Origin of the sequence: Streptomyces albireticuli (assembly GCF_002192455.1) — a bacterium.
In the GTDB taxonomy this organism is placed as follows: domain Bacteria; phylum Actinomycetota; class Actinomycetes; order Streptomycetales; family Streptomycetaceae; genus Streptomyces; species Streptomyces albireticuli_B.
This window is the reverse complement of the sequence record NZ_CP021744.1, coordinates 2,592,973-2,616,281: the sequence shown is the minus strand read 5'-3', so window position 1 is coordinate 2,616,281 and position 23,309 is coordinate 2,592,973. Positions and strand designations below refer to the sequence as shown.

General features: G+C 70.5%; 23 protein-coding genes. 19 read left to right on the top strand and 4 right to left on the bottom strand.

The window, feature by feature from the left end:
• The first annotated feature begins 514 nt into the window (after positions 1–514).
• The 18 genes from SMD11_RS10860 to SMD11_RS10775 all read left to right on the top strand — a co-directional run bounded on the left by SMD11_RS10860 (position 515) and on the right by SMD11_RS10775 (position 17,360).
• Positions 515–1,630: an LCP family protein gene (locus SMD11_RS10860; protein ID WP_087926260.1), complete on the top strand. Its 1,116-nt coding sequence runs from the start codon at positions 515–517 to the stop codon at positions 1,628–1,630.
• A gap of 165 nt (positions 1,631–1,795) precedes the next feature.
• On the top strand, positions 1,796–2,017 hold the full coding sequence (gene rpmE / locus SMD11_RS10855; protein ID WP_087926259.1) for a 50S ribosomal protein L31: 222 nt from the start codon (positions 1,796–1,798) through the stop codon (positions 2,015–2,017).
• 103 nt (positions 2,018–2,120) lie between these two features.
• Entirely contained in the window at positions 2,121–3,200 is a 1,080-nt protein-coding gene (gene prfA / locus SMD11_RS10850; protein ID WP_087926258.1) for a peptide chain release factor 1, read from the top strand.
• 123 nt (positions 3,201–3,323) lie between these two features.
• Positions 3,324–4,169: a peptide chain release factor N(5)-glutamine methyltransferase gene (gene prmC / locus SMD11_RS10845; RefSeq protein ID WP_087926257.1), complete on the top strand. Its 846-nt coding sequence runs from the start codon at positions 3,324–3,326 to the stop codon at positions 4,167–4,169.
• 53 nt (positions 4,170–4,222) lie between these two features.
• Positions 4,223–4,870, top strand: a complete 648-nt coding sequence (locus SMD11_RS10840) for an L-threonylcarbamoyladenylate synthase (protein WP_087926256.1) — start codon at positions 4,223–4,225, stop codon at positions 4,868–4,870.
• Positions 4,867–5,526, top strand: a complete 660-nt coding sequence (locus SMD11_RS10835) for a protein-tyrosine-phosphatase (protein WP_087926255.1) — start codon at positions 4,867–4,869, stop codon at positions 5,524–5,526. The genes SMD11_RS10840 and SMD11_RS10835 overlap by 4 nt, the downstream gene beginning before the upstream one ends.
• 178 nt (positions 5,527–5,704) lie before the next feature.
• The gene (gene glyA, locus SMD11_RS10830) at positions 5,705–7,093 is read left to right on the top strand and encodes a serine hydroxymethyltransferase (RefSeq protein WP_087926254.1); all 1,389 of its coding nucleotides are present in this window, start codon (positions 5,705–5,707) and stop codon (positions 7,091–7,093) included.
• Between the two features lie 76 nt (positions 7,094–7,169).
• Positions 7,170–8,555 carry an MraY family glycosyltransferase gene (locus tag SMD11_RS10825; RefSeq protein WP_199843843.1) on the top strand — a complete coding sequence of 462 codons (1,386 nt, stop codon included), beginning with the start codon at positions 7,170–7,172 and terminating at the stop codon, positions 8,553–8,555.
• Positions 8,556–8,927: 372 nt separating this feature from the next.
• The gene (locus SMD11_RS10820) at positions 8,928–9,365 is read left to right on the top strand and encodes a hypothetical protein (protein ID WP_087926252.1); all 438 of its coding nucleotides are present in this window, start codon (positions 8,928–8,930) and stop codon (positions 9,363–9,365) included.
• A 261-nt stretch (positions 9,366–9,626) separates the two neighbouring features.
• Positions 9,627–10,436 (top strand): F0F1 ATP synthase subunit A, encoded by an 810-nt coding sequence (atpB, locus tag SMD11_RS10815; RefSeq protein ID WP_087926251.1) that lies wholly within the window; start codon positions 9,627–9,629, stop codon positions 10,434–10,436.
• A 78-nt stretch (positions 10,437–10,514) separates the two neighbouring features.
• A complete protein-coding gene (atpE, locus tag SMD11_RS10810; protein ID WP_087926250.1) occupies positions 10,515–10,766 on the top strand; it encodes an ATP synthase F0 subunit C in 252 nt (83 codons plus the stop codon).
• 53 nt (positions 10,767–10,819) lie between these two features.
• On the top strand, positions 10,820–11,371 hold the full coding sequence (locus SMD11_RS10805; protein WP_418952514.1) for a F0F1 ATP synthase subunit B: 552 nt from the start codon (positions 10,820–10,822) through the stop codon (positions 11,369–11,371).
• Positions 11,368–12,183 carry a F0F1 ATP synthase subunit delta gene (locus SMD11_RS10800; protein WP_087926248.1) on the top strand — a complete coding sequence of 272 codons (816 nt, stop codon included), beginning with the start codon at positions 11,368–11,370 and terminating at the stop codon, positions 12,181–12,183. Before SMD11_RS10805 ends, SMD11_RS10800 begins: the two co-directional genes overlap by 4 nt.
• A 140-nt stretch (positions 12,184–12,323) precedes the next feature.
• Positions 12,324–13,916 (top strand): F0F1 ATP synthase subunit alpha, encoded by a 1,593-nt coding sequence (gene atpA / locus SMD11_RS10795; RefSeq protein ID WP_087926247.1) that lies wholly within the window; start codon positions 12,324–12,326, stop codon positions 13,914–13,916.
• Positions 13,917–13,939: 23 nt separating this feature from the next.
• Positions 13,940–14,857: a F0F1 ATP synthase subunit gamma gene (locus SMD11_RS10790; protein WP_087926246.1), complete on the top strand. Its 918-nt coding sequence runs from the start codon at positions 13,940–13,942 to the stop codon at positions 14,855–14,857.
• A gap of 5 nt (positions 14,858–14,862) precedes the next feature.
• Positions 14,863–16,305, top strand: a complete 1,443-nt coding sequence (gene atpD / locus SMD11_RS10785) for a F0F1 ATP synthase subunit beta (protein ID WP_087926245.1) — start codon at positions 14,863–14,865, stop codon at positions 16,303–16,305.
• Positions 16,306–16,417: 112 nt separating this feature from the next.
• Complete coding sequence (locus tag SMD11_RS10780) at positions 16,418–16,792, top strand: F0F1 ATP synthase subunit epsilon (protein WP_087926244.1); 375 nt, start codon at positions 16,418–16,420, stop codon at positions 16,790–16,792.
• Between the two features lie 118 nt (positions 16,793–16,910).
• A complete protein-coding gene (locus SMD11_RS10775; RefSeq protein ID WP_087930412.1) occupies positions 16,911–17,360 on the top strand; it encodes a DUF2550 domain-containing protein in 450 nt (149 codons plus the stop codon).
• A 62-nt stretch (positions 17,361–17,422) separates the two neighbouring features.
• Here the strand turns inward: SMD11_RS10775 and SMD11_RS10770 are convergent, their stop codons facing one another.
• From SMD11_RS10770 to SMD11_RS10760, 3 genes are all read right to left on the bottom strand, one after another.
• On the bottom strand, positions 17,423–19,768 hold the full coding sequence (locus SMD11_RS10770; RefSeq protein ID WP_087926243.1) for a glycoside hydrolase family 18 chitinase: 2,346 nt from the start codon (positions 19,766–19,768) through the stop codon (positions 17,423–17,425).
• Positions 19,769–19,899: 131 nt separating this feature from the next.
• Complete coding sequence (locus tag SMD11_RS10765) at positions 19,900–20,619, bottom strand: response regulator (protein WP_087926242.1); 720 nt, start codon at positions 20,617–20,619, stop codon at positions 19,900–19,902.
• Entirely contained in the window at positions 20,616–21,878 is a 1,263-nt protein-coding gene (locus SMD11_RS10760) for a sensor histidine kinase (protein WP_087926241.1), read from the bottom strand. Before SMD11_RS10760 ends, SMD11_RS10765 begins: the two co-directional genes overlap by 4 nt.
• A gap of 158 nt (positions 21,879–22,036) precedes the next feature.
• Between SMD11_RS10760 and SMD11_RS10755 the strand changes: the two genes are divergently transcribed.
• Entirely contained in the window at positions 22,037–22,633 is a 597-nt protein-coding gene (locus SMD11_RS10755; protein WP_087926240.1) for a hypothetical protein, read from the top strand.
• A gap of 43 nt (positions 22,634–22,676) precedes the next feature.
• Here the strand turns inward: SMD11_RS10755 and SMD11_RS10750 are convergent, their stop codons facing one another.
• Entirely contained in the window at positions 22,677–23,249 is a 573-nt protein-coding gene (locus SMD11_RS10750; RefSeq protein WP_087926239.1) for a cob(I)yrinic acid a,c-diamide adenosyltransferase, read from the bottom strand.
• Between the last annotated feature and the right edge of the window lie 60 nt (positions 23,250–23,309).

Below are 23,309 nucleotides of genomic sequence, written 5' to 3'. Positions count from 1 at the left end.
CCCGGACCCCGGTCCTGAAACTCCCCCAGCTACCACTGGGAGGTACCCCCGGACGGGCTGAGTTCTCGCCCGGAACCGGGCCGGAAAGCCCTGGCGCAGGGGAGAGCCGGCCGCGGGCAGGGGCGAAATCAGCCCGGTTGGCGTTTGAGGCCACCGCGCGTCAGCGCGGCCGGGGGCCCGGGGGCGTCAGCCCCCGGTTACGGGAAGGGGCGGGACCGGGGAAAACCCCGCCGTGACCTCCCCGTGACCTTTTGAGAGATGCACCACAGGGCCGGACCCCCGAGATGGCCGGAACCGATATCCCCGCATTGGCCGAAAGCGCAGGTCGCGATGGGGGTGAAAGATCCATTCGCACCCCCGCCGCCACCCGTTTTCTAAGAAGGTCCTCAGAAACCGCTGTGCAACCCTGACGCAGGCTTCCCCGTCATGAGAGATGACGGCGGACCCCGGCCACCCCGGGTGGCCGGATCGGCGGGGGTAGCCGAGAACCAGCGGAGAACAGAGGGACACGACGATGGCTGACGACAGCAAGAGCACGAGGGCGGGAGCGCACCGCCGCCGTGCCCGCGGGTCCGGCGGCCGCCGTCGCAAGGTCCGCACCCGCCGCAAGGGCCGAATAGCCCTGTGGACGGCCGGCGGGCTCGTCCTCGTGGCCGGCGCGGGCGCCGGCGTCCTGTACTTCAAGTTCAACGGCAACCTGCACAGCGTCGACATCAACGCGGCCCTGGGCAAGAACCGCCCCGAGAACGTCGACAACGGCTCCCAGGACATCCTCGTCCTCGGCTCCGACTCCCGGGCCGGCGCCAACAGCGCCTACGGCAAGGACGAGGGCAGCTCCCGCTCCGACACGGCGATGATCGTCCACGTCTACGCGGGTCACAAGAAGGCCAGCGTCGTCAGCATCCCCCGGGACACCATCGTGCCCCGCCCGGAGTGCCGGACGCCCGACGGGAAGAAGTCCCCGGCCGTCAAGCGCGCCCAGTTCAACGAGGCGTACTCGGTGGGCGGCGCGAGCTGCGCGGTCGCGACCGTCGAGAAGATGACCAACATCCGGATGGATCACTACCTGGAGGTCGACTTCGCCGGCTTCCAGAAGCTGATCGACAAGCTCGGCGGCGTCGAGGTCACCACCACCAAGCCGATCAAGGACAAGTGGAGCCACCTCGACCTGGCGGCGGGCACCCACACCCTCAACGGCGAGCAGTCCCTCGGCCTGGTCCGCACCCGGCACGGCGTGGGCGACGGCGGCGACCTCGGCCGGATCAAGCTCCAGCAGGCGTTCATCAAGGCGCTGCTGGACCAGATCAAGCACGTCGGCCTGTTCACCAGCCCCACCAAGCTCTACGGGATCGCCGACACCGCCACCAAGGCGCTCACCACCGACCGCGAGCTGGCCTCCGTCGACAAGCTGTACTCGTTCGCCAACGGCCTCAAGGGCATCGGCTCCGACGACATGCAGATGGTGACCCTGCCGGTCGCGGACGACCCCCTGGACCACAACCGGGTGGTCCCGGTGGCCGAGGCCACCGAGCCGCTCTGGACGGCGCTGCGCGGCGACCGGGAGATCCCGGAGTCCGTGCTCAAGGAGGCCGCGGGCGCCAGGACCGGGGCCGAGGGCGTCGTCAAATAGCCCGCCGTCCCCCGGGGCACCAGGGGAAACGGCCGGTGGAATAACCGGCCGCCACCTCTCGTTTTGGGGGATACGGCCAGTCCTGGCAAACTGGTACGTCGGCCCCGGTTCACGTAAGGCAATCCCGCCCTGCGACCCGGCGCCCTCCCGAACCTAGGAGATCCCTTGAAGCGCGACATCCACCCGGATTACGTCGAGACCCAGGTCAGCTGCACCTGTGGCGCGTCGTTCACCACCCGTAGCACCGTCGCCGACGGCACCATCCGTGCCGACGTCTGCTCCGAGTGCCACCCGTTCTACACGGGCAAGCAGAAGATCCTCGACACCGGTGGCCGCGTGGCGCGGTTCGAGGCCCGCTTCGGCAAGGCCGCCGCTGCCAAGAAGTAGCGACCCGCAGGCGCCGGTTCCCGGTCGCCCTTCGCGCGCGAGGGGTGACCGGACCGGCGCTTTGTCGTCCAGCAGGCCCGTCACTTCCAGCTAGGGAAACTTGATGTTCGAGGCAGTCGAGGAACTGATCGGTGAGCACGCCGACCTCGAGAAGCGGCTCGCCGACCCCGCCGTACACGCGGACCAGGCCAACGCCCGCAAGCTCAACAAGCGCTACGCCGAGCTGACGCCGATCGTCGCGACCTACCGTTCCTGGAAGCAGGCCGGCGACGACATCGAGACCGCGCGCGAGCTGGCCCAGGTCGACCCCGACTTCGCCGCCGAGGTCAAGGAGCTGGACAAGCAGCGCGAGGCCCTCACCGAGAAGCTGCGCCTGCTGCTGGTGCCCCGCGACCCCAGTGACGACAAGGACGTCATCCTCGAGGTCAAGGCCGGCGCCGGCGGCGACGAGTCGGCGCTCTTCGCCGGCGACCTGCTGCGCATGTACCTGCGCTACGCCGAGCGCGTCGGCTGGAAGACCGAGATCATCGACTCCACCGAGTCCGAGCTCGGCGGCTACAAGGACGTCCAGGTCGCGGTGAAGACCAAGGGCGGCAACGGCGCCACCGAGCCCGGCCAGGGCGTCTGGGCCCGGCTGAAGTACGAGGGCGGCGTGCACCGCGTCCAGCGCGTGCCGGCCACCGAGTCCCAGGGCCGCATCCACACCTCCGCCGCCGGCGTGCTCGTCACGCCCGAGGCCGAGGAGGTCGACGTCGAGATCAACATGAACGATCTGCGCATCGACGTCTACCGCTCCTCCGGCCCCGGCGGCCAGTCCGTCAACACCACGGACTCCGCCGTCCGCATCACCCACCTGCCGACCGGCGTCGTCGCCTCCTGCCAGAACGAGAAGAGCCAGCTCCAGAACAAGGAGCAGGCCCTGCGCATCCTGCGCTCGCGACTGCTCGCCGCCGCCCAGGAGAAGGCCGAGGCCGAGGCCGCCGACGCGCGCCGCAGCCAGGTCCGCACCGTCGACCGCTCCGAGAAGATCCGGACGTACAACTTCCCGGAAAACCGCATCTCGGACCACCGGGTCGGCTTCAAGGCGTACAACTTGGACCAGGTGCTCGACGGCGACCTGGACGCGGTGATCCAGGCCTGCGTCGACGCCGACTCCGCCGCGAAGCTGGCCGCCGCCGGCTGACCGGCCACGTCAGGCCCGTCCCGCCCGCCGGGCGGGCCCGACGCCCCCGGCCCGGCCGGGGGCACCTCCCGGCGTGAGCCGGGGGAGACCGACGACACCGTACGAACGCGCGAGAGGACCACCGTGAACCTGCTGCTCGCCGAGGTGGCGCAAGCCACCCAGCGGCTGGCCGACGCCGGCGTACCTTCGCCGCGCTTCGACGCGGAGGAGCTCGCCGCCTTCGTGCACGGCGTCAAGCGGGGTGAGCTGCACAACGTCGCGGACGCCGACTTCGACGCCCGCTACTGGGAGGCCGTCGCCCGCCGCGAGGCCCGTGAGCCCCTCCAGCACATCACCGGCCGCGCCTTCTTCCGCTACCTGGAGCTCCAGGTCGGCCCCGGCGTCTTCGTGCCCCGCCCCGAGACCGAGTCGGTCGTCGGCTGGGCCATAGACGCCGTGCGCGCCATGGACGTCGTCGAGCCCCTGATCGTCGACCTGTGCACCGGCTCCGGCGCCATCGCGCTCGCCCTGGCCCAGGAGGTGCCCCGCTCCCGGGTGCACGCCGTGGAGCTGGACGAGACCGCGCTCGGCTGGGCCCGCAAGAACGTCGAGGGCTCCCGCGTCACCCTCCACCACGGCAACGCCCTCACGGCGCTGCCCGAGCTCGACGGCCAGGTCGACCTGGTCGTCAGCAACCCGCCGTACATCCCGCTCACCGAGTGGGAGTACGTCGCCCCCGAGGCCCGCGACCACGACCCCGAGCTGGCGCTCTTCTCCGGCGAGGACGGCCTCGACACCATCCGCGGCATCGAGCGCACCGCCCACCGGCTGCTGCGCCCCGGCGGCGTCGTCGTGATCGAGCACGCCGACACCCAGGGCGGCCAGGTGCCGTGGATCTTCGCTGAGGAGTCGGGATGGGCGGACGCCGCCGATCACCCCGACCTCAACAACCGCCCGCGCTTCGCGACCGCGCGGAAGGCGATGCCGTGACCGCGGCTCCCCAGACATCTGCCCTGTTCGCCCCGTACGAGGAGGTCCGTTAAATGGCACGGCGATACGACTGCAGCGACGCGACCGACCGTAAGACCGGTCTGCGTGAGGCGGTGGCCGCGGTCCGCCGCGGTGAGCTGGTCGTGCTGCCCACCGACACCGTGTACGGGATCGGCGCGGACGCCTTCAGCGGGGACGCCGTGGGCGGCCTCCTGGAGGCCAAGGGCCGCGGCCGGGGCATGCCCTCGCCCGTCCTGGTCGGCTCCCCGAACACCCTGCACGGCCTCGTCACGGACTTCTCCGAGCAGGCCTGGGAGCTCGTCGACGCCTTCTGGCCCGGTGCGCTGACCCTCGTCGCCAACCACCAGCCGTCGCTCACCTGGGACCTCGGGGAGACCCACGGCACGGTGGCGGTCCGGATGCCGCTGCACCCCGTCGCCATCGAGCTGCTGACCGAGTTCGGCCCGATGGCCGTCTCCAGCGCCAACCTCACCGGGCACCCGGCGCCGCAGGACTGCGACGCCGCCCAGGAGATGCTCGGCGACTCCGTCTCCGTCTACCTCGACGGCGGCCCCACCCCCGCCGACGTGCCGTCCTCCATCGTGGACGTCACCGGCAAGGTCCCCGTCCTGCTGCGCGCCGGTGCCATCAGCGCCGAGCAGCTGCGCGAGGTAGTACCCGACCTCGAGGTGGCGAATTGATCGCCCCGCAGGGGCGTGGCATAGCGGGACCGGGCACGGACAGCACCACCGACACCTTCCGCATCCTCCACGTCAGCACCGGCAACGTCTGCCGCTCGCCCATCACCGAGCGGCTGTCCCGGCATGCCCTCGCCGACCGCCTCGGCGACCCCTTCGCCGGCGGCCTGGTGGTGGAGAGCGCGGGCACCTGGGGCCACGAGGGCGCCCCGATGGAGGCGCACGCCGCCACCGTCCTGGCCGACCTCGGCGCCGACCCGCACGGCTTCATCGGCCGTGAGCTGCTCGACGAGCACGTGATCCGCGCGGACCTGGTGCTCACCGCCACCCGCGACCACCGCGCCCAGGTCATCTCCATGGGCCACTCGGCGGGCCTGCGTACTTTCACGCTCAAGGAGTTCACCCGGCTCGTACGGGCCATAGACCCCGCGACCCTCCCCGACCCGGCCCGGGCCGGCGGGGTGGTCGACCGCGCCCGCGCCCTGGTCCAGGCCGCCGCCGCGCTGCGCGGCTGGCTGCTGGCCCCGAACGCGGAGGCGGACGAGGTCCACGACCCGTACGGCGCTCCCATCACCTTCTTCCGTTCCATCGGCGACGAGATCAACCAGGCGCTCGACCCGGTCCTCACCGCGCTCACCGGGGTCGCCGGCCGGCCCTGACCACCCGTCCACCGGGCCGGGACGGCCGGTGACCACCGACGGGCGGGGCCACCGCTCCCGGCCGGGAGCGGGCACGGCGGTGAACGCCGGACATTCGCCGGGCAGCTACCGGGCATATGCCCCGGCGTGGGCCTACATTGGTGCCAAGACCATCGCGCCGCACAGGCCGGAGGCAGCGATGCCCGCCACCCGAGCTTCGACCCGTGACCCCGGCGCGCCCCCCGCCGCCGCCGAGGCCGCGGCCGCGCCGCGCCCCGTCTGGGAGGGCGGCTTCGAGGCCCTGCTGCGGCAGGACCCCGAGCTCGCCGGGATCCTCGCCGGCGAGGCCCGCCGCCAGGCCGACGGCCTCCAGCTCATCGCGGCCGAGAACTTCACCTCGCCCGCCGTCCTCGCCACCCTCGGCTCCCCGCTGGCCAACAAGTACGCGGAGGGCTATCCGGGCGCCCGGCACCACGGCGGCTGCGAGCTGGTCGACCTCGCCGAGCGGATCGCCGTCGACCGGGCCAAGGCCCTCTTCGGCGCCGAGCACGCCAACGTCCAGCCGCACTCCGGCTCGTCCGCCGTCCTCGCCGCCTACGCCGCGCTGCTGTGCCCCGGGGACACCGTGCTCGCCATGGCCCTGCCGCAGGGCGGCCACCTCACCCACGGCTCCCCGGCGAACTTCTCCGGCCGCTGGTTCGACTTCGTCGGCTACGGCGTCCGCCGTGACACCGGCCTGATCGACTACGACCAGGTGCGCGCCCTCGCCCGCGAGCACCGGCCCAAGGCCCTCGTCTGCGGCTCGATCTCCTACCCCCGCCACCCCGACTACGCCGCCTTCCGCGACATCGCCGACGAGGTGGGCGCCTACCTCGTCGCGGACGCCGCCCACCCGATCGGGCTGATCGCCGGGGGAGCGGCGCCCAGCCCCGTCCCGTACGCGGACGTGGTCTGCGCCACCACCCACAAGGTGCTGCGCGGCCCGCGCGGCGGGCTGCTGCTGTGCCGGGCCGGCCTCGCGAGCAGGATCGACCGGGCGGTCTTCCCCTTCACCCAGGGCGGCGGCCAGATGCACACCGTCGCGGCCAAGGCCGTCGCCTTCGGCGAGGCCACCGCACCCGCCTTCACCGCGTACGCCCATCAGGTCGTGGCCAACGCCCGCACGCTTGCCGCCGCCCTGGCCGCTGAGGGCCTCACGGTGACCACGGGAGGCACCGACACGCACATGATGACCGTCGACGTCTCCGGGCTCGCCCTGGACGCCGTCACGGCCCGCGGCAGGCTCGCGGCCTGCGGCATCGTCCTGGACACCTGCGGGCTGCCGCACGGGAGCGCCCCCGGTCTGCGGCTGGGCGCCGCGGCGGTCACCACCCAGGGCATGCGCGAGCCCGAGATGGCCCGGATCGCGGTGCTCATGGGGGCCGCGCTGCGGGGCGAGGGCCCCGGGGGAGCCGGTGCGGGAGAGACCAGGGACACCCGGGGGACCCGCGCGGCGGTCGCCGAGCTGGTGACCACCTTCCCGCCCTACCCTCCTTACCCGGATCACATCCGGGAGCTGCAACCATCGCGGGATGGCCGCTCGTCTTGAGCTGTATTCACGGATCGGGGTCGGACGCGAATATGGTGTGGGGCTGTGATGTCCAGCGAGATCTCTGGGGCAGCCCGTGCGTGAATACCTGCTGACGTTGTGCGTCACCGCCGCGGTCACCTATCTGCTGACGGGGCCGGTGCGGAAGTTCGCGATCGTGGCCGGGGCCATGCCGGAGATCCGCGCGCGCGACGTGCACCGCGAACCGACGCCACGCCTCGGCGGTATCGCGATGTTCGGCGGGCTGTGCGCGGGGCTGCTGGTCGCCGCGCACCTGTCGAACCTCGGCAAGGTCTTCGAGCTCGGCAGCGAACCCCGGGCGCTGCTCTCCGGCGCCGGCCTGATCTGGATCCTGGGCGTCCTGGACGACAAGTGGGGCGTCGACGCCCTGGTGAAGCTGGGCGGCCAGATGATCGCCGCCGGTGTGATGGTGCTCCAGGGCCTGACCATCCTGTGGATCCCGGTGCCCGGCGTCGGCACCGTCTCCCTGACCTCGATGCAGGGCACGCTGCTCACCGTCGCGCTGGTCGTGATCACCATCAACGCGGTCAATTTCGTCGACGGCCTGGACGGCCTCGCCTCGGGCATGGTCTGCATCGCCGCCGCGGCGTTCTTCCTCTACGCGTACCGCCTGTGGTTCGGCCACAACGTGGAGGCGGCCGCGCCCGCGACGCTGTTCGCCGCCGTCCTGATGGGCATGTGCCTGGGCTTCCTGCCGCACAACATGCACCCCGCGCGCATCTTCATGGGCGACTCCGGCTCGATGCTCATCGGGCTGGTGCTGGCCGCGGGCGCCATCTCCATCACCGGCCAGGTCGACCCCGACCTGCTCTACCAGCAGGTCGGCGGCGAGCGGAACGCCGTGCAGACGATGGTGCCGGTCTACATCCCGCTGCTGCTGCCGCTGACGGTCATCGCGGTGCCGGTCGCGGACCTGCTGCTGGCGATCGTCCGGCGGACCTGGAACGGCCAGTCGCCGTTCGCCGCGGACCGCGGCCATCTGCACCACCGGCTGCTGGAGCTCGGGCACTCGCACAGCCGGGCCGTCCTGATCATGTACTTCTGGTCGGCGCTCATCGGCTTCGGCACGGTGGCCTACTCCGTGCACTCGGCGAGTGTCTGGATCGTGCTGCTGATCGTCGCCCTGAGCGCGGTCGGTCTGGTCCTCCTGCTGCTGCCGCGCTTCAAGCCGCGCGCGCCCCGCTGGGCCGAGTCCTTCGTGCCGCCGCGCTACCGCCGCCGGGCGGTGGCCGCCCCCGCCGGTGCCCTGAGCCCGGCCGAGGCCGCGGCCGCCGCCGACGCGGCGGGTCTGCACGGCGCCACCGCGGTGGGTGCGGAGGCCGACGCGGGGGCCGCGACCGCCGGGGAGCGGGAGCCCGTCCCGGCCGGACTGCACGGCGCGACGGCCATCGGCGACCGCTCGCGGTTCAGCCACGCACGGAAGATCAGCAGCCCCCGCTGAGGCGGGGACTCCCGGACGGCGGCGAGGCCTGCTTCGGGCCGAACCAGCCCGAAGCGGTCCGAACCGGTCAGGAGCGGGCCGGAGCCGATCGGTCACGGAGAGGTCACAGGAGGCCAAACGGAGGACGGGCCTCTAGCAGAGGAATCAGGGTCTCGTCAGCGCTATGACCAGCCACTTCACTCCTGCGTGTGACGTCGAGCACACGATGTAGGTAAAGACCTCATCAAATAGTTTGTGATACCGTTCACGAAACCCGGTGCTGAAGCCGAAGGACCGTAGTGCGGCGGCCCTTCGTCGCGAGTCCATGTCTCACTCCCGGGGATACGCTCGTTCACGACGAATCGTTGCTTCCGATCGCCGGAGAAACCCTTCATGCAGTCCAACGACGCCCGAACACTCCTTCAGTGCGCCGTCCCGACCGCCGCCGCCGGTGTTGTCGCAGTCGCCGTCAGCGGAGCGCTGGCCGGGGGCAAGGGCGCGATCGGCGGTGCCGTCGGCACGCTGGTCGCGGGCGGCGTCATGGCCATGGGGCTCTACGTTCTCCAGCGCACGGCCAAGTCCTTCCCGCACTTGTTCCAGGCCATGGGCCTGGTTCTCTATGTGACGCAGTTCCTGATCGCGGCCGTCGTGCTCGCGGTCTTCCGGGACACGTCGCTCTTCAACACCCGGGCCTTCGCGTTCTCCCTGCTCGCCGCGGTCCTCGTGTGGACCGCCGCCCAGACGCGGGCGTATCTGAAGGCCAAGATCCTCTATGTGGATCCGGAATCCGCCGAGGCGAAGAACACCACGCCCGCCGGGTCTCCGACGTGACCGGTAGGGCCGGAATAAAGGTGCCGGCGCTCACCTGCTATCGTCCGGTGCCATCTGAGGCACAGTGGGCGCAGGCGGCTGAACTCCCGAGTTTTCCGGGACGGAATCGGCGGTCCATGCAGCTGATGCCGAATACCCCGACCGGCCCCGCGCCGATCACGCCCCCCATCCGCATGACCAGTCCAGTGCCGTTCCGCGGCTGCGCGCCGTGCCGACACAACGAGGTTGCCGTACCTATGCGCCACGCTGAAGGAGCTCGCGGTGAGTGCTGACCAGATGCTCGCCTTCGAGACCGATTGCCACATCTTCGATGGGTGCGGCTTCCCGGCCCCAGGGCTTCACTCGTTCCTGTTCGAACCGATCTTCAGCATTGGCGGCTTCGACTTCAACAAGCCGATGCTGCTGGCCGTGCTGAGCACGGTCGTGATCATCGGTTTCTTCTGGGCGGCGTTCGGCCGGGCCAAGGTGGTCCCGGGCAAGTTGCAGATGGTCGGTGAGGCGGGCTACGACTTCGTGCGCCGCGGCATCGTCTATGAGGCGCTCGGCAAGAAGGAGGGCGAGAAGTACGTCCCCCTGATGGTCTCGCTGTTCTTCTTTGTCTGGATCATGAATCTCTGGTCGATCATTCCGGTCGCCCAGTTCCCCGTGACCTCGATCATCGCCTTCCCGGCGGCGCTCGCCCTGATCGTCTACGTCCTCTGGATGTACCTGACGTTCAAGAAGCACGGCTTCATCGGCGGCCTGAAGAACATCACGGGCTACGACAAGGCGCTGGGACCGATCCTCCCGCTGGCAGTGGTCCTCGAGTTCTTCTCGAACGTGATCATCCGCCCGTTCACCCACGCGGTCCGACTCTTCGCCAACATGTTCGCCGGCCACCTGCTGATCCTGATGTTCACGGTCGCCAGCTGGTACCTGCTGAACGGCATCGGGATCGCCTACGCCGGTGTGTCCTTCGTGATGACCATCGTGATGACCGCCTTCGAGCTCTTCATCCAGGCCGTCCAGGCGTACGTCTTCGTGCTGCTGGCCACCAACTACGTCCAGGGCGCTCTCGCCGAGCATCACTGAGCCCCACCCGGACCCCCGTCCACGCAATCGTCCGGTGGCCAACCCCCACCGGTCCGTGAAAGAGAAGGAAGAACGAGCATGTCTGCTGCTCTCCAGACCATCGCCGCTGGTGTCGAGATCAAGGGCAACCTGGGCTCGATCGGCTACGGCCTCGCCGCGATCGGCCCCGGCGTCGGCGTCGGCATCGTCTTCGGTAACGGCACCCAGGCGCTGGCCCGCCAGCCCGAGGCCGCCGGCCTGATCCGCGCCAACCAGATCCTCGGCTTCGCCTTCTGTGAGGCGCTCGCCCTGATCGGTCTGGTCATGCCGTTCGTCTACCCGTCTGCCTGATCGCAGCCTGACGACCACTGTTTTCGACGGAAGGCATTGATGTGAACGCCCTGATGTTGGCGTCGGAGGGGGAAATGGAACCCCCCCTCCTCCCGCCGCTCCCAGAGCTCGTCATCGGCCTGATCGCCTTCGCCATCGTCTTCTTCTTCCTCGCCAAGAAGCTCCTCCCGACGATCAACAAGTCTCTGGACGAGCGTCGCGAGGCCATCGAAGGCGGCATGGAGAAGGCCGAGGCCGCCCAGGCCGAGGCTCAGCAGGTGCTCGAGGACTACCGGGCGCAGCTCGCCGATGCCCGCCACGAGGCCTCCCGGCTGCGCCAGGAAGCCCAGGAACAGGGTGTCGCGCTGATCGCCGACATGCGGTCCGAGGGCCAGCGCCAGCGCGAGGAGATCATCGCTGCCGGTCACGCCCAGATCGAGGCCGACCGCAAGGCCGCCGCGGCCTCGCTCCGCCAGGACGTGGGCAAGCTCGCCGGCGACCTGGCCGGCCGGATCGTCGGCGAGTCCCTCGGGGACGCGTCCCGGCAGAGCCGTACCGTCGACCGCTTCCTCGATGACCTCGAGGCCAAGGCGGCCGACCAGAAGAAGGCCGAGGCCACCCGATGAGCGGAGCGAGCCGGGAGGCACTGGCCTCCGCACGCGAGAGCCTCGACGCACTCGCGGACAACACGTCCGTGGACGCGGCGAAGCTCGCCGACGAGCTCGCCGCGGTCACCGGGCTGCTCGACCGCGAGGTCTCGCTGCGTCGGGTCCTCACCGACCCGGCGCAGGGCGGCGAGGCCAAGGCCGAGCTGGCCCGGCGTCTGATCGGCGGACAGGTCGGCGGCGAGACCGCGGACCTGCTGGCCGGCATGGTCCGCTCCCGCTGGTCGCGCTCGCGTGACCTGGTGGACGCGGCCGAGGAGCTCGCCTCCGGTGCCGACCTCATCGCCGCCGAGCGCGCGGGTGTCCTGGACGACGTCGAGGACGAGCTGTTCCGCTTCGGCCGGATCGTGAGCTCCAGCAGCGAGCTCCGCTCCGCGCTGACGGACAAGGTCGCGGACCGCACGGCCAAGGCCGGGCTGGTCCGTGAGCTCCTGGGCGGCCGGGCCAACCCGGTCACCGAGCGGCTCGTGGCCCGATTGGTGACCGCGCCGCGTGGTCGTAGCCTGGAGTCAGGGCTGAACGCCCTCTCCAAGCAGGCCGCCGACCGCCGGGACCGGATGGTCGCGGAGGTCACCTCCGCGGTGCCGATGAGCGATGCCCAGAAGCAGCGCCTCGGTGACGTCCTGGCCAAGCTGTACGGCCGTCGTGTCCACCTCAACCTGGACGTGGACCCCGAGATCCTCGGTGGTGTCCAGGTGCGGATCGGCGACGAGGTCATCAACGGCAGCATCGCGGACCGTCTCGCCGAGGCGGACCGGCGGATGGCCGGCTGACCAGCCACCAATTCAAGAGCATGACTGACGGCCCGGGTTGGGCCGACGGTGTCCTCCGGGGGCCCGCAGCGCGACCGCTGTGGGCACCACACCCCGGAGAAGAAATACTTCGGGCCCAACAAGGAGAGCAGGGAACCCAGATGGCGGAGCTCACGATCCGGCCGGAGGAGATCCGGGACGCGCTGGAGAACTTTGTCCAGGCGTACAAGCCGGACGCGGCCTCGCGCGAGGAGGTCGGTACGGTCAGCGTTGCCGGCGACGGCATCGCGAAGGTCGAGGGTCTTCCCTCGGCCATGGCGAACGAGCTGCTGCGGTTCGAGGACGGAACCCTCGGTCTCGCCCTCAACCTCGAGGAGCGCGAGATCGGTGCGGTCGTCCTCGGCGAGTTCAGCGGCATCGAGGAGGGCCAGCCGGTGCAGCGCACCGGTGAGGTGCTCTCCGTCGCGGTGGGCGAGGGCTACCTCGGCCGCGTCGTCGACCCGCTGGGCAACCCGATCGACGGCCTCGGCGAGATCGCGACCGAAGGACGCCGCGCCCTGGAGCTTCAGGCTCCCGGCGTCATGGTCCGTAAGTCGGTCCACGAGCCGATGCAGACCGGTCTCAAGGCCGTCGACGCCATGGTGCCGATCGGCCGTGGCCAGCGTCAGCTGATCATCGGTGACCGTCAGACCGGCAAGACCGCGCTGGCCGTCGACACGATCATCAACCAGCGCGACAACTGGCGCTCGGGCGACCCGAAGAAGCAGGTCCGCTGCATCTACGTCGCCATCGGCCAGAAGGGCTCCACCATCGCGTCCGTGCGCGGCGCCCTGGAGGAGGCCGGCGCCCTGGAGTACACGACGATCGTCGCCGCTCCCGCGTCCGACCCGGCCGGCTTCAAGTACCTCGCCCCGTACACCGGCTCGGCCATCGGCCAGCACTGGATGTACCAGGGCAAGCACGTCCTGATCGTCTTCGACGACCTCTCGAAGCAGGCCGACGCCTACCGCGCCGTGTCCCTGCTGCTGCGCCGCCCGCCGGGCCGTGAGGCCTACCCGGGTGACGTCTTCTACCTGCACTCGCGTCTGCTGGAGCGCTGCGCCAAGCTCTCCGACGAGATGGGTGCCGGTTCGATGACCGGTCTGCCGATCGTCGAGACCAAGGCCAACGACGTCTCGGCGTTCATCCCGACCAACGTCATCTCCATCACCGACGGCCAGTGCTTCCTGGAGTCCGACCTGTTCAACGCGGGCCAGCGCCCGGCGCTGAACGTCGGTATCTCGGTCTCCCGCGTCGGTGGCTCCGCCCAGCACAAGGCCATGAAGCAGGTCTCCGGCCGACTCCGTGTCGACCTCGCCCAGTACCGCGAGCTGGAGGCGTTCGCCGCCTTCGGTTCCGACCTGGACGCGGCCTCGAAGTCGCAGCTGGAGCGCGGCAAGCGCATGGTCGAGCTGCTGAAGCAGGGCCAGTACGCCCCGTACTCCGTCGAGGACCAGGTCGTCTCCGTCTGGGCCGGCACCACCGGCAAGATGGACGACGTGCCGGTCGAGGACATCCAGCGCTTCGAGCGCGAGATGCTCGACTACCTGGGCCGCGAGCACAAGGGCCTGATGACCAGCATCGTCGAGGGCGGCAAGATGTCCGACGACACCCTCCAGGCGCTCGCCGACGCCATCGCCACCTTCAAGAAGCAGTTCGAGACCTCGGACGGCAAGCTTCTCGGTGACGACGCCACGGCCGGCTCCGCGAAGTGACCACGACGGAAGGGACCTGATCCATGGGAGCCCAGCTCCGGGTCTACAAGCGTCGCATCCGCTCCGTCACCGCGACCAAGAAGATCACCAAGGCGATGGAGATGATCGCCGCCTCGCGCATCGTCAAGGCGCAGCGCCAGGTGGCGGCATCGACGCCGTACGCGAGTGAGCTCACTCGCGCGGTGACGGCAGTGGCGACCGGCTCGAACACCAAGCACGCCCTGACCACCGAGGTCGAGAACCCGGTCCGGGCCGCGGTGCTGCTCGTCACGAGCGACCGCGGTCTGGCCGGCGGCTACTCCTCCAACGCCATCAAGGCCGCGGACCGCCTCACCGAGCGCCTGCGCTCGGAGGGCAAGGACGTCGTCACGTACATCATCGGCCGCAAGGGCGTGGCGTACTACGGCTTCCGGGAGCGCCCGGTCGTCGAGTCGTGGACCGGTTTCACCGACAGCCCGACCTACGCGGACGCCAAGAAGGTCGCGGGCCCGCTGATCGAGGCCGTCCAGCTGGACACGGCCGAGGGCGGCGTCGACGAGCTGCACATCGTCTTCACCGAGTTCGTCTCGATGATGACGCAGTCGCCGGTCGAGAAGCGGCTGCTGCCGCTGACCCTCGACAAGTCGGAGGAGGACGAGGAGGCCGCGAAGGGCAAGATCCTTCCGCTCTTCGACTTCGAGCCCTCGGCGGAGGACGTCCTCGACGCGCTGCTGCCGCGGTACGTCGAGAGCCGTATCTACAACGCCCTGCTGCAGTCGGCCGCTTCCGAGCACGCCGCCCGCCGCCGTGCGATGAAGTCGGCGACCGACAACGCCGGCGAACTCATCAAGTCGCTGTCGCGGCTTGCGAACGCGGCCCGCCAGGCCGAAATCACCCAGGAAATCAGCGAGATCGTCGGTGGCTCCAGTGCCCTGGCCGACGCTAACGCGGGGAGTGACTGACCACTATGACCACGACTGTTGAAACCGCCACGGCCACCGGCCGCGTCGCGCGGGTCATCGGCCCGGTCGTCGACGTGGAGTTCCCCGTCGACGCGATGCCGGAGATCTACAACGCGCTGCACGTCCAGGTCGCCGACCCGGCCGAGGACGGCAAGCTCAAGACGCTGACCCTCGAGGTCGCGCAGCACCTGGGCGAGGGCCTGGTCCGCGCCATCTCGATGCAGCCCACCGACGGTCTGGTCCGCCAGGCCGCCGTCACCGACACGGGCGCGGGCATCACCGTCCCCGTCGGCGACGTCACCAAGGGCAAGGTGTTCAACACCCTCGGTGAGATCCTGAACAAGCCGGAGGCCGAGTCCGAGGTCACCGAGCGCTGGGCGATCCACCGCAAGGCGCCGAGCTTCGACCAGCTCGAGTCGAAGACCGAGATGTTCGAGACCGGCGTCAAGGTCATCGACCTTCTCACCCCGTACGTCAAGGGTGGAAAGATCGGTCTGTTCGGTGGTGCCGGTGTCGGCAAGACCGTGCTGATCCAGGAAATGATCTACCGCGTGGCCAACAACCACGACGGTGTGTCGGTGTTCGCCGGTGTCGGTGAGCGCACCCGTGAGGGCAACGACCTCATCGAGGAAATGACCGACTCGGGCGTCATCGACAAGACGGCGCTCGTCTTCGGCCAGATGGACGAGCCCCCGGGCACCCGTCTGCGCGTCGCCCTGGCCGGTCTGACCATGGCGGAGTACTTCCGCGATGTGCAGAAGCAGGACGTGCTCTTCTTCATCGACAACATCTTCCGTTACACCCAGGCCGGTTCCGAGGTGTCCACCCTGCTCGGCCGTATGCCGTCCGCGGTGGGTTACCAGCCGAACCTGGCGGACGAGATGGGTCTGCTCCAGGAGCGCATCACCTCGACGCGTGGTCACTCGATCACCTCGATGCAGGCGATCTACGTCCCCGCGGACGACCTGACCGACCCGGCCCCGGCCACGACCTTCGCGCACCTCGACGCGACGACCGTGCTGTCGCGTCCGATCTCGGAGAAGGGCATCTACCCGGCGGTCGACCCGCTGGACTCGACGTCCCGCATCCTGGACCCGCGCTACATCGCGCAGGACCACTACGAGTGCGCCTCGCGTGTCAAGACGGTCCTCCAGAAGTACAAGGACCTCCAGGACATCATCGCGATCCTCGGTATCGACGAGCTGGGCGAAGAGGACAAGCTGGTCGTCCACCGCGCCCGTCGCGTCGAGCGCTTCCTGTCGCAGAACACCCACGTGGCGAAGCAGTTCACCGGCGTGGACGGTTCGGACGTGCCGCTCGACGAGTCGATCGCCGCGTTCAACGCGATCTGCGACGGTGAGTACGACCACTTCCCCGAGCAGGCGTTCTTCATGTGCGGTGGCATCGAGGACCTCAAGGCCAACGCCAAGGAGCTGGGCGTCTCCTAAGGCCCCGTGCCTTTCGACCGGGGGCGGGGCGCTCCCGCCCCCGGTCGTCACGTCCCCTATTCTTTGACCCAACACCTGCCGCACCCGGCAGGTGGAGACCCGAGGAGCCACGTTGGCTGCTGAGCTGCACGTCGAGCTGGTCGCGGCGGACCGAAGCGTCTGGTCCGGCGAGGCCACTCTGGTCATCGCGCGTACCACATCGGGTGACATCGGCGTCATGCCCGGCCACCAGCCGCTGCTCGGTGTGCTGGAGTCCGGCCCGGTGACCATCAAGACCGCCGACGGCAATGTCGTCGCCGCGGTGCACGGTGGTTTCATCTCGTTCGCGGACGACAAGCTGTCGCTCGTCGCCGAGGTCGCCGAGCTGGCCGACGAGATCGATGTCCAGCGCGCCGAGCGCGCGCTGGAGCGTGCGAAGTCGGAGGCCGACGCGGCCGCCGAGCGTCGCGCGGATGTCCGGCTGCGTGCGGTCACGGGCGTTCACTAGCCCGCGACCCACAGAGATCGTCCCTCAGCCGCGGACCGCACTGGAACATTCCAGGGCGGTTCGCGGCTGAGGCAATACAGGTGCGGTTGCTCTAGATGATGCGAGGAGGTCGGTGGAGATGGTCCTCGCTCTGCTCGTGAGCGGCATCGTCGTCTTGCTGGTGCTGTTGGGGCTGTTCGTCTTCGGGCTGCGCAGACGGCTGATCCAGCGGTCCGGCGGCACCTTCGACTGTAGCCTGCGGTGGAACGTGCCCGAGACGGACCCGGCCCCGGACGGCAAGGGGTGGGTGTACGGCGTCGCCCGCTACAACAGTGACCGGATCGAGTGGTTCCGGGTCTTCTCGTACGCGTACCGGCCGCGCCGGCTGCTGGAGCGCGCGTCGATCGAGGTGCTGGAGCGGCGGCCGCCGCTCGGCGACGAGGAGCTGGCCCTGCTGTCCGACGCGGTCGTGCTGATCTGTTCGCACCGGGGCACGCGCCTGGAGCTGGCGATGAGCGAGGACGCCCTGACGGGCTTCCTGGCCTGGCTGGAGGCGGCGCCGCCGGGCCAGCGCGTGAACGTGGCGTAGGTTTCCGTGGCATCGATCGTCGGCCGGGCGGGACATCTGTCCCACCCGGCCGACGATTCTCGCTATCGGAGCCCGTTGTCGACGGCGGTCATCAGTGTGCCGCTGTCCCCGGACATCTCCCAGATCATGACGCCACCCAGCCCCTTCGTCTTCAGCCAGGCCGTCTTCTTGCCGATCGACCAGACGTCGTCGAAGGTCCACCACTGACCGTTGGCGCCGGTGTAGCCGTACGTGGCCACGGACTGCTCGTCGTGGTGGACGGTCAGGTTCGGCACGGACGCCAGGAGGTTGTCGTAGCCGCGCGTACCGGCCTCCTCGGGGAACTGGCCGGGGGCCGCGCCGTTCGCCGTCTGCCACTCGCCGCGCGCGCCGCCGTCGGCGACCTGCTGCCAGCCGCGACCGTAGAAGGCCAGGCCCAGGACGATCTTGCGGGGGTCGACGCCGGCGTCGAGATAGGCCTGGACGGTCGACTCGACGCTGAACTTCGTGGTGTACGGGTCCTGGGCGTCGGTGTAGAGGTTGCCCTGGTGGCCGGTCCGGTTCGGCTCCCAGCTGTTGTCGCTGCCGGAGCCGTGGAAGTCGTAGCCCTGGACGTTGGCGAAGTCCATGTAGTCGAAGACGCTGGGCGTGCCGTCCTTGGTGGTGATGTCCCAGCCCGCCTCGATCTTGCCCGGGTCGGCCGGGGTGAAGGCCGTGACCAGGTACTTCTTGCCCGTGGTGGTGCTCAGGGCGTCGAGCTGGCGGCGGAATTCCGCGAAGAGCAGGGTGTTGTTGGCCTTGTCGTCCTTGGAGACGTGGTTGCCGGCGTGGCCCTCGGAGCCCGGCCACTCCCAGTCGATGTCGAAGCCGTCGAAGATCCCGGCGGCGACGCCGGCCCCGCCCCGCCCGTTGACGGCCGGCAGGTCACCCTTGATGTACATGTCGATGCAGGACTTCACGAACTTCTGCCGGGAGGCGTCCGTCTTGGCGACGTCCGAGAAGTACTTGCTGTAGGTCCAGCCGCCGAGCGACATATTGATCTTGAGGTTGGGGTGTTTGGCCTTGAGCTTCCTCAGCTGGTTGAAGTTGCCGGCCAGCTTCTGGTCCCAGGTGTCGCCCACGCCGTCGATCGACTCCCCGGCCGAGAAGCCCTTCTCGTAGTCGGCCCAGGAGTCGCCCGCGCCGTCCCCCTGGCTGGGGTCCTGGGGGTTGGGCGTGGTGGCCTTGGTGACGCCATTGAGGCAGGTGAGGTTGGTGGGGTGGATGTTGGAGAACGAGTAGTTGATGTGGGTGAGCTTGGCGGCGGCGCCGGTGGTCTCCAGCGACTTCACCGTGTAGCCGCGCCCGTAGATGCCCCACTGGACGAAGTAGCCCACCTTGGCGCGGTCGACCGGTGGCTGGGTGCCGCCCCCGGTGGTCCGTACGGTCAGCGGGGCGCTGGCCTTGCCGGTCTGGTCGGCGCTGTCGCGGGCCACGACGGTGTAGGTGTAGTCGGTGCCCGCGGTGAGGCCGGTGTCCTTGTGGGTCAGCTTGGTCACCGTGGCGACCTTCGTGGTGCCGCGGTAGACGTCGTAGTCCTTGACGCCCTTGTCGTCGGTGGCGGCGGGCCACTTCAGGGTGACGGTCGTGTCGGTGACCGCCGTCGCGGCCGGGGTGCCGGGCGCGGAGGGCGGCTTGTCGGTGCCGCCGCCGGAGCCGGTGCGCAGGGTGGCGGAGGGGCTCGCGGGGCCGGTCTGGCCGGCGGTGTCCCGGGCGACGACCTTGTAGGTGTAGTCGGTGTCGGCGCTGAGGCCCGTGTCGGTGAACGCCGTGGTGGAGACCGTGCCGACGACGGTCTCACCGCGGTAGACGTCGTAGTTCTTCACGCCCTTGTCGTCCGTGGCGGCGGCCCAGGTCAGGGCGATGCTGCTCGCCGTGACGCCGGTGGAGGAGGGCTGTCCCGGGGCGCTGGGCGGGGTGTCGGCGGGGGAGCCCTCGCAGGGGCCGCCGTCGAGCTTGCAGCCGGTGGGGTCGCCGTTGCCCGCGGCGACGAAGCCGAAGGTGACGCTCGCGCCGGGGGCGATGGTGCCGTTGTACTCGCGGTTCTTGGCGGTGTGGTGGGTGCCCGAGCTGGTGATCAGCGCGTCCCAGTAGGCGCCGACGCTGGTGCCGGAGGGGAAGTCCCACTCGACGGTCCAGGAGTTGATGGTGGTGGTGCCGGTGTTACGGATGGTCCACTCGGCCTGGTAGCCGGTGCCCCAGTCGGAGGTCTTGGCGAAGCCGGCGGTGGCCGCTGCCGCTTGGGGTGCTGCTCGGGGCGGTGCCTGGGATGCCGCCTGGGATGCCGTGGAGAGGCCGACGAGGGCGGCGGCCGGAAGCAGTAGCGCGGAGAACAGCGCCACCGCTCTGGATAAGGGGCGTCTGCTGCGTGGTGAGATGCCTGTGCTCAAGGGTGCTCCTCGAGAGTGGGCCGGCTGGTGGGGGGCCGTTCTGCTGGCCGGTGCGCCGTCGGGTGAGTGTGCGCTATCCGGTCATCCTCACCACGACTGTGAAGGGAGGTTAGAAAGGTCCGTACCAATGGTCAAGAGGTCTGGACCAACCCCAACTCCTGTGCCAGCACCGCCGCTTGCACCCGGCTGCGCAGCTCCAGCTTGGCCAGCAACCGGCTGACGTGCGTCTTCACCGTCGCCTCCGCCATGTGCAGCCGCGCCGCGACCTCCGCGTTCGACAGCCCCTCGCCCAGACAGACCAGCACCTCGCGCTCCCGGCGCGTGAGGGAGTCCAGCACCGAGGGGTCCGGCGCGCCCGGCGGGCGTACGGGCGCGGGGTGCGCGAACTCCGCGATCAGGCGGCGGGTCACGGCGGGGGAGATCAGGCCCTCGCCGCGCGCCACGGTCCGCACCGCCGCGACCAGATCGGCGGCCTCGCTGTCCTTCAGCAGGAAGCCGGAGGCCCCCGCGCGCAGCGCCCCGAACACGTACTCGTCCAGGTCGAAGGTGGTGAGCACCAGGACGTCGGCCAGCCCCTCCCCGGTCACCAGCCGGGTGGCCGACACCCCGTCCAGGCGCGGCATCTGCACATCCATCAGCACCAGGTCCGGCCGCAGCTCGCGGGCCAGCCGGACGGCCTCCTCGCCGTCCGCCGCCTCCCCGACGACCTCGATGCCGGGCGCCGAACGCAGGATGAGGACCAGCCCGGAACGCACGGCCGCCTGGTCCTCGGCGACCACGACCCGGACCGGCTCCCCGGCACCCCCGGCCGTACCCGCCGCCTCCGGCGCCCCACCACGTCGCTCCGTCATCGGATCCCCTTCTCAGGCTTCTCGGACCTCTCGGTCTTCTCTTGCTTCTCTTGTTTCTCCGGCACCGCCGCCCCGGTCAGCGGCAGCAGCGCCCGTACCCGCCACACCTTGCCGCCGGGCTCCTGCGCCGGGCCCGCCTCGAACGTCCCGTCCAGCAGCGCCACCCGCTCACCCATGCCGACCAGGCCCGCCCCCGAACCCGGCGCCCGGGGCACCGGCGCGGACCCGAACGGGCTGGTCACCTCCGTCAGCAGCGCCCCGCCCGCCCCCGCCAGCCGCACGGCGACCTCGCCCGGCGCCGCGTGCTTCACCGCGTTCGTCAGCGACTCCTGCACGATGCGGTACGCCGCCAGCTCCACCGGCGCCGGCAGCGGGCCGGGGCCCCGCTCGTCCCGCAGCACGAACGTGAACCCGTCGTCCACCACGGCCTTGCGGGCGTGGTCCAGCAGTGCGTCCACCCCGTCCAGCCGGGGCGTGGCCGCCGGCTCGCTCTCGGCGCCCGCCTGGCGCAGCAGCCCGATGAGCCGGCGCATCTCGGCCAGCCCCTGCACGCTGTTCTCCCGGATGACCCCGAGCGCCTCGCGGGACGTGCCCGGCTCGTTTATCGACAGCGCCGCCGAGGAGTGGATCGCGATCGCCGACAGGTGGTTCGCCACCATGTCGTGCAGCTCCCGTGCCATCCGGGCGCGCTCCGCGCCCACCGCCTGCCGCCGGTCCAGCTCGGCCAGCAGCGCCGTACGCTCCGCCTCCAGCCGGGCCGCGCGCGCCGCGTCCCGGTGCCGGCGGATGCCCACCCCGGTCCAGGCGGGCGCCACCAGGATCACGCCCACGCCGAACCCGATCAGCAGCGCCTCCGGCTCCCGCGTCAGCCCCACCGCCAGCAGCGTGGCCAGCAGCGTGAGCACCTCGCAGACCCGGGGGATCCGCCAGGCGACCGACGGCCGCCCGTAGAGCACCGCCGCGTAGACGACATCCGTGTACATGGCGATGGTCGCGACGAGCGAGCCCGAGCAGATGTCCACGGCGAGCGTGACCGTGGCGATCGCGAGGCCCGTCAGCGGGGCGCTGCGCCGCAGCAGTTCCGTCCCGCACATCACGACCAGCGCGACCAGGCTCAGCCACTTCGGCAGCCCGAACATCGCCGGGTTGTTGCGCAGGCCGAGGAACCACAGGAGGAGGCCGCCGAGCAGCCCGGCGACCGCGATGATCACATCGTCGCGCTCGGGGCGGCGGGGGAGACGGAGGACGCTGGCCGGCATGCGTCCATCACAGCACGTGGGAGCGGGTGCGGTCGTCCTCTGCCGGGCGCTTCGCCCCGGCGCGCGCTACATCGAACGATGCAGTCCGGGATCGTCAGGCGCGACGAGGAAAAGCCCGTCCCGCGCCGGGAGGCTGGAGGCGAGGGAAGGAGAGATCCGTGATCGTCACGTTGATCATCGTGTGCGAGGTGGGCTTCTGGGTCCTGCTGGCCGGCGGGCTGAGCCTGCGCTACCTGGCCCGGATGCCACGCACCGGGGCCGCCGTGCTGCTGCTGGAGCCCGTGCTGGAGCTCGTCCTGCTGATCGCCACGGCGGTCGACCTGAAGAACGGCGCGCAGGCAGACTGGAAGCACGGCCTGGCCGCCGTCTACATCGGCTTCTCGGTGGGCCTCGGGCACTCCACGATCAAGTGGGCCGACCAGCGCTTCGCGCACCGCTTCGCGGGCGGCCCGCCGCCGGTCAAGCCCCCGAGGTACGGCATGGCCCGCGCCGTCCACGAGTGGAAGACGGCCGCGCGCTGGATCCTGGCGGCCGCCGTCGCCATCGGCCTGCTCCAGGCCGCGACCTGGTACGTCGGCGACGCGGGTGACACCAGCTCGCTGCGCGGCTGGCAGACCAGGATGCTCTTCGTGGTCGGCATCAACCTGGTCATCGCGCTGAGCTACACCCTCTGGCCCAAGCAGCCGAAGCCCGGGACCGCCGCGGCCGAGGCCGGGGCCGAGGCCGAGCGCCCCCGGGTCCACGAGAAGCGCTGACACCCCGTCGGGCGGGGTTCCGGACCGGGCGCCGGCGTGTCCCTCACCGCTCCCCGCCCGGGACCCACAGGACGTCCCCCACCTCCTTGTTGGCCGCCCGCGCCAGGATGAACAGCAGGTCCGAGAGCCGGTTGAGGTAGGTGGCCGTCAGCGGGTTCATGATGTCGGCGTGCAGTTCCAGGGCCGCCCACGTGGAGCGCTCCGCCCGCCGGACCACCGTGCAGGCCTGGTGCAGCAGGGCCGCGCCGGGGGCGCCGCCGGGCAGGATGAAGCTGCGGAGCTTCTCCAGGTCCTCCAGGAAGCGGTCGCAGTCCGCCTCCAGCTTGTCGATGTACGGCTGTTCGACCCGCAGCGGCGGGTACTTGGGGTTCTCGGCGACGGGCGTCGCCAGGTCGGCGCCCACGTCGAAGAGATCGTTCTGGATGCGGACGAGCACCTTCACGATCTCCTCGGGCAGCTGCCCGAGCGCGATGGCCACCCCGATGGCGGCGTTGGCCTCGTTGGCGTCGGCGTAGGCGGCGATGCGGGTGTCCGTCTTCACGGTGCGGCTCATGTCGCCGAGGGCGGTCGTGCCGCTGTCACCGGTGCGGGTGTAGATGCGCGTCAGATTGACCATGGGACGAGCGTAGTCACGCGGCGGCCCGGCGGGAGGGGCCACGGGTGGCCGTGTCCCCGG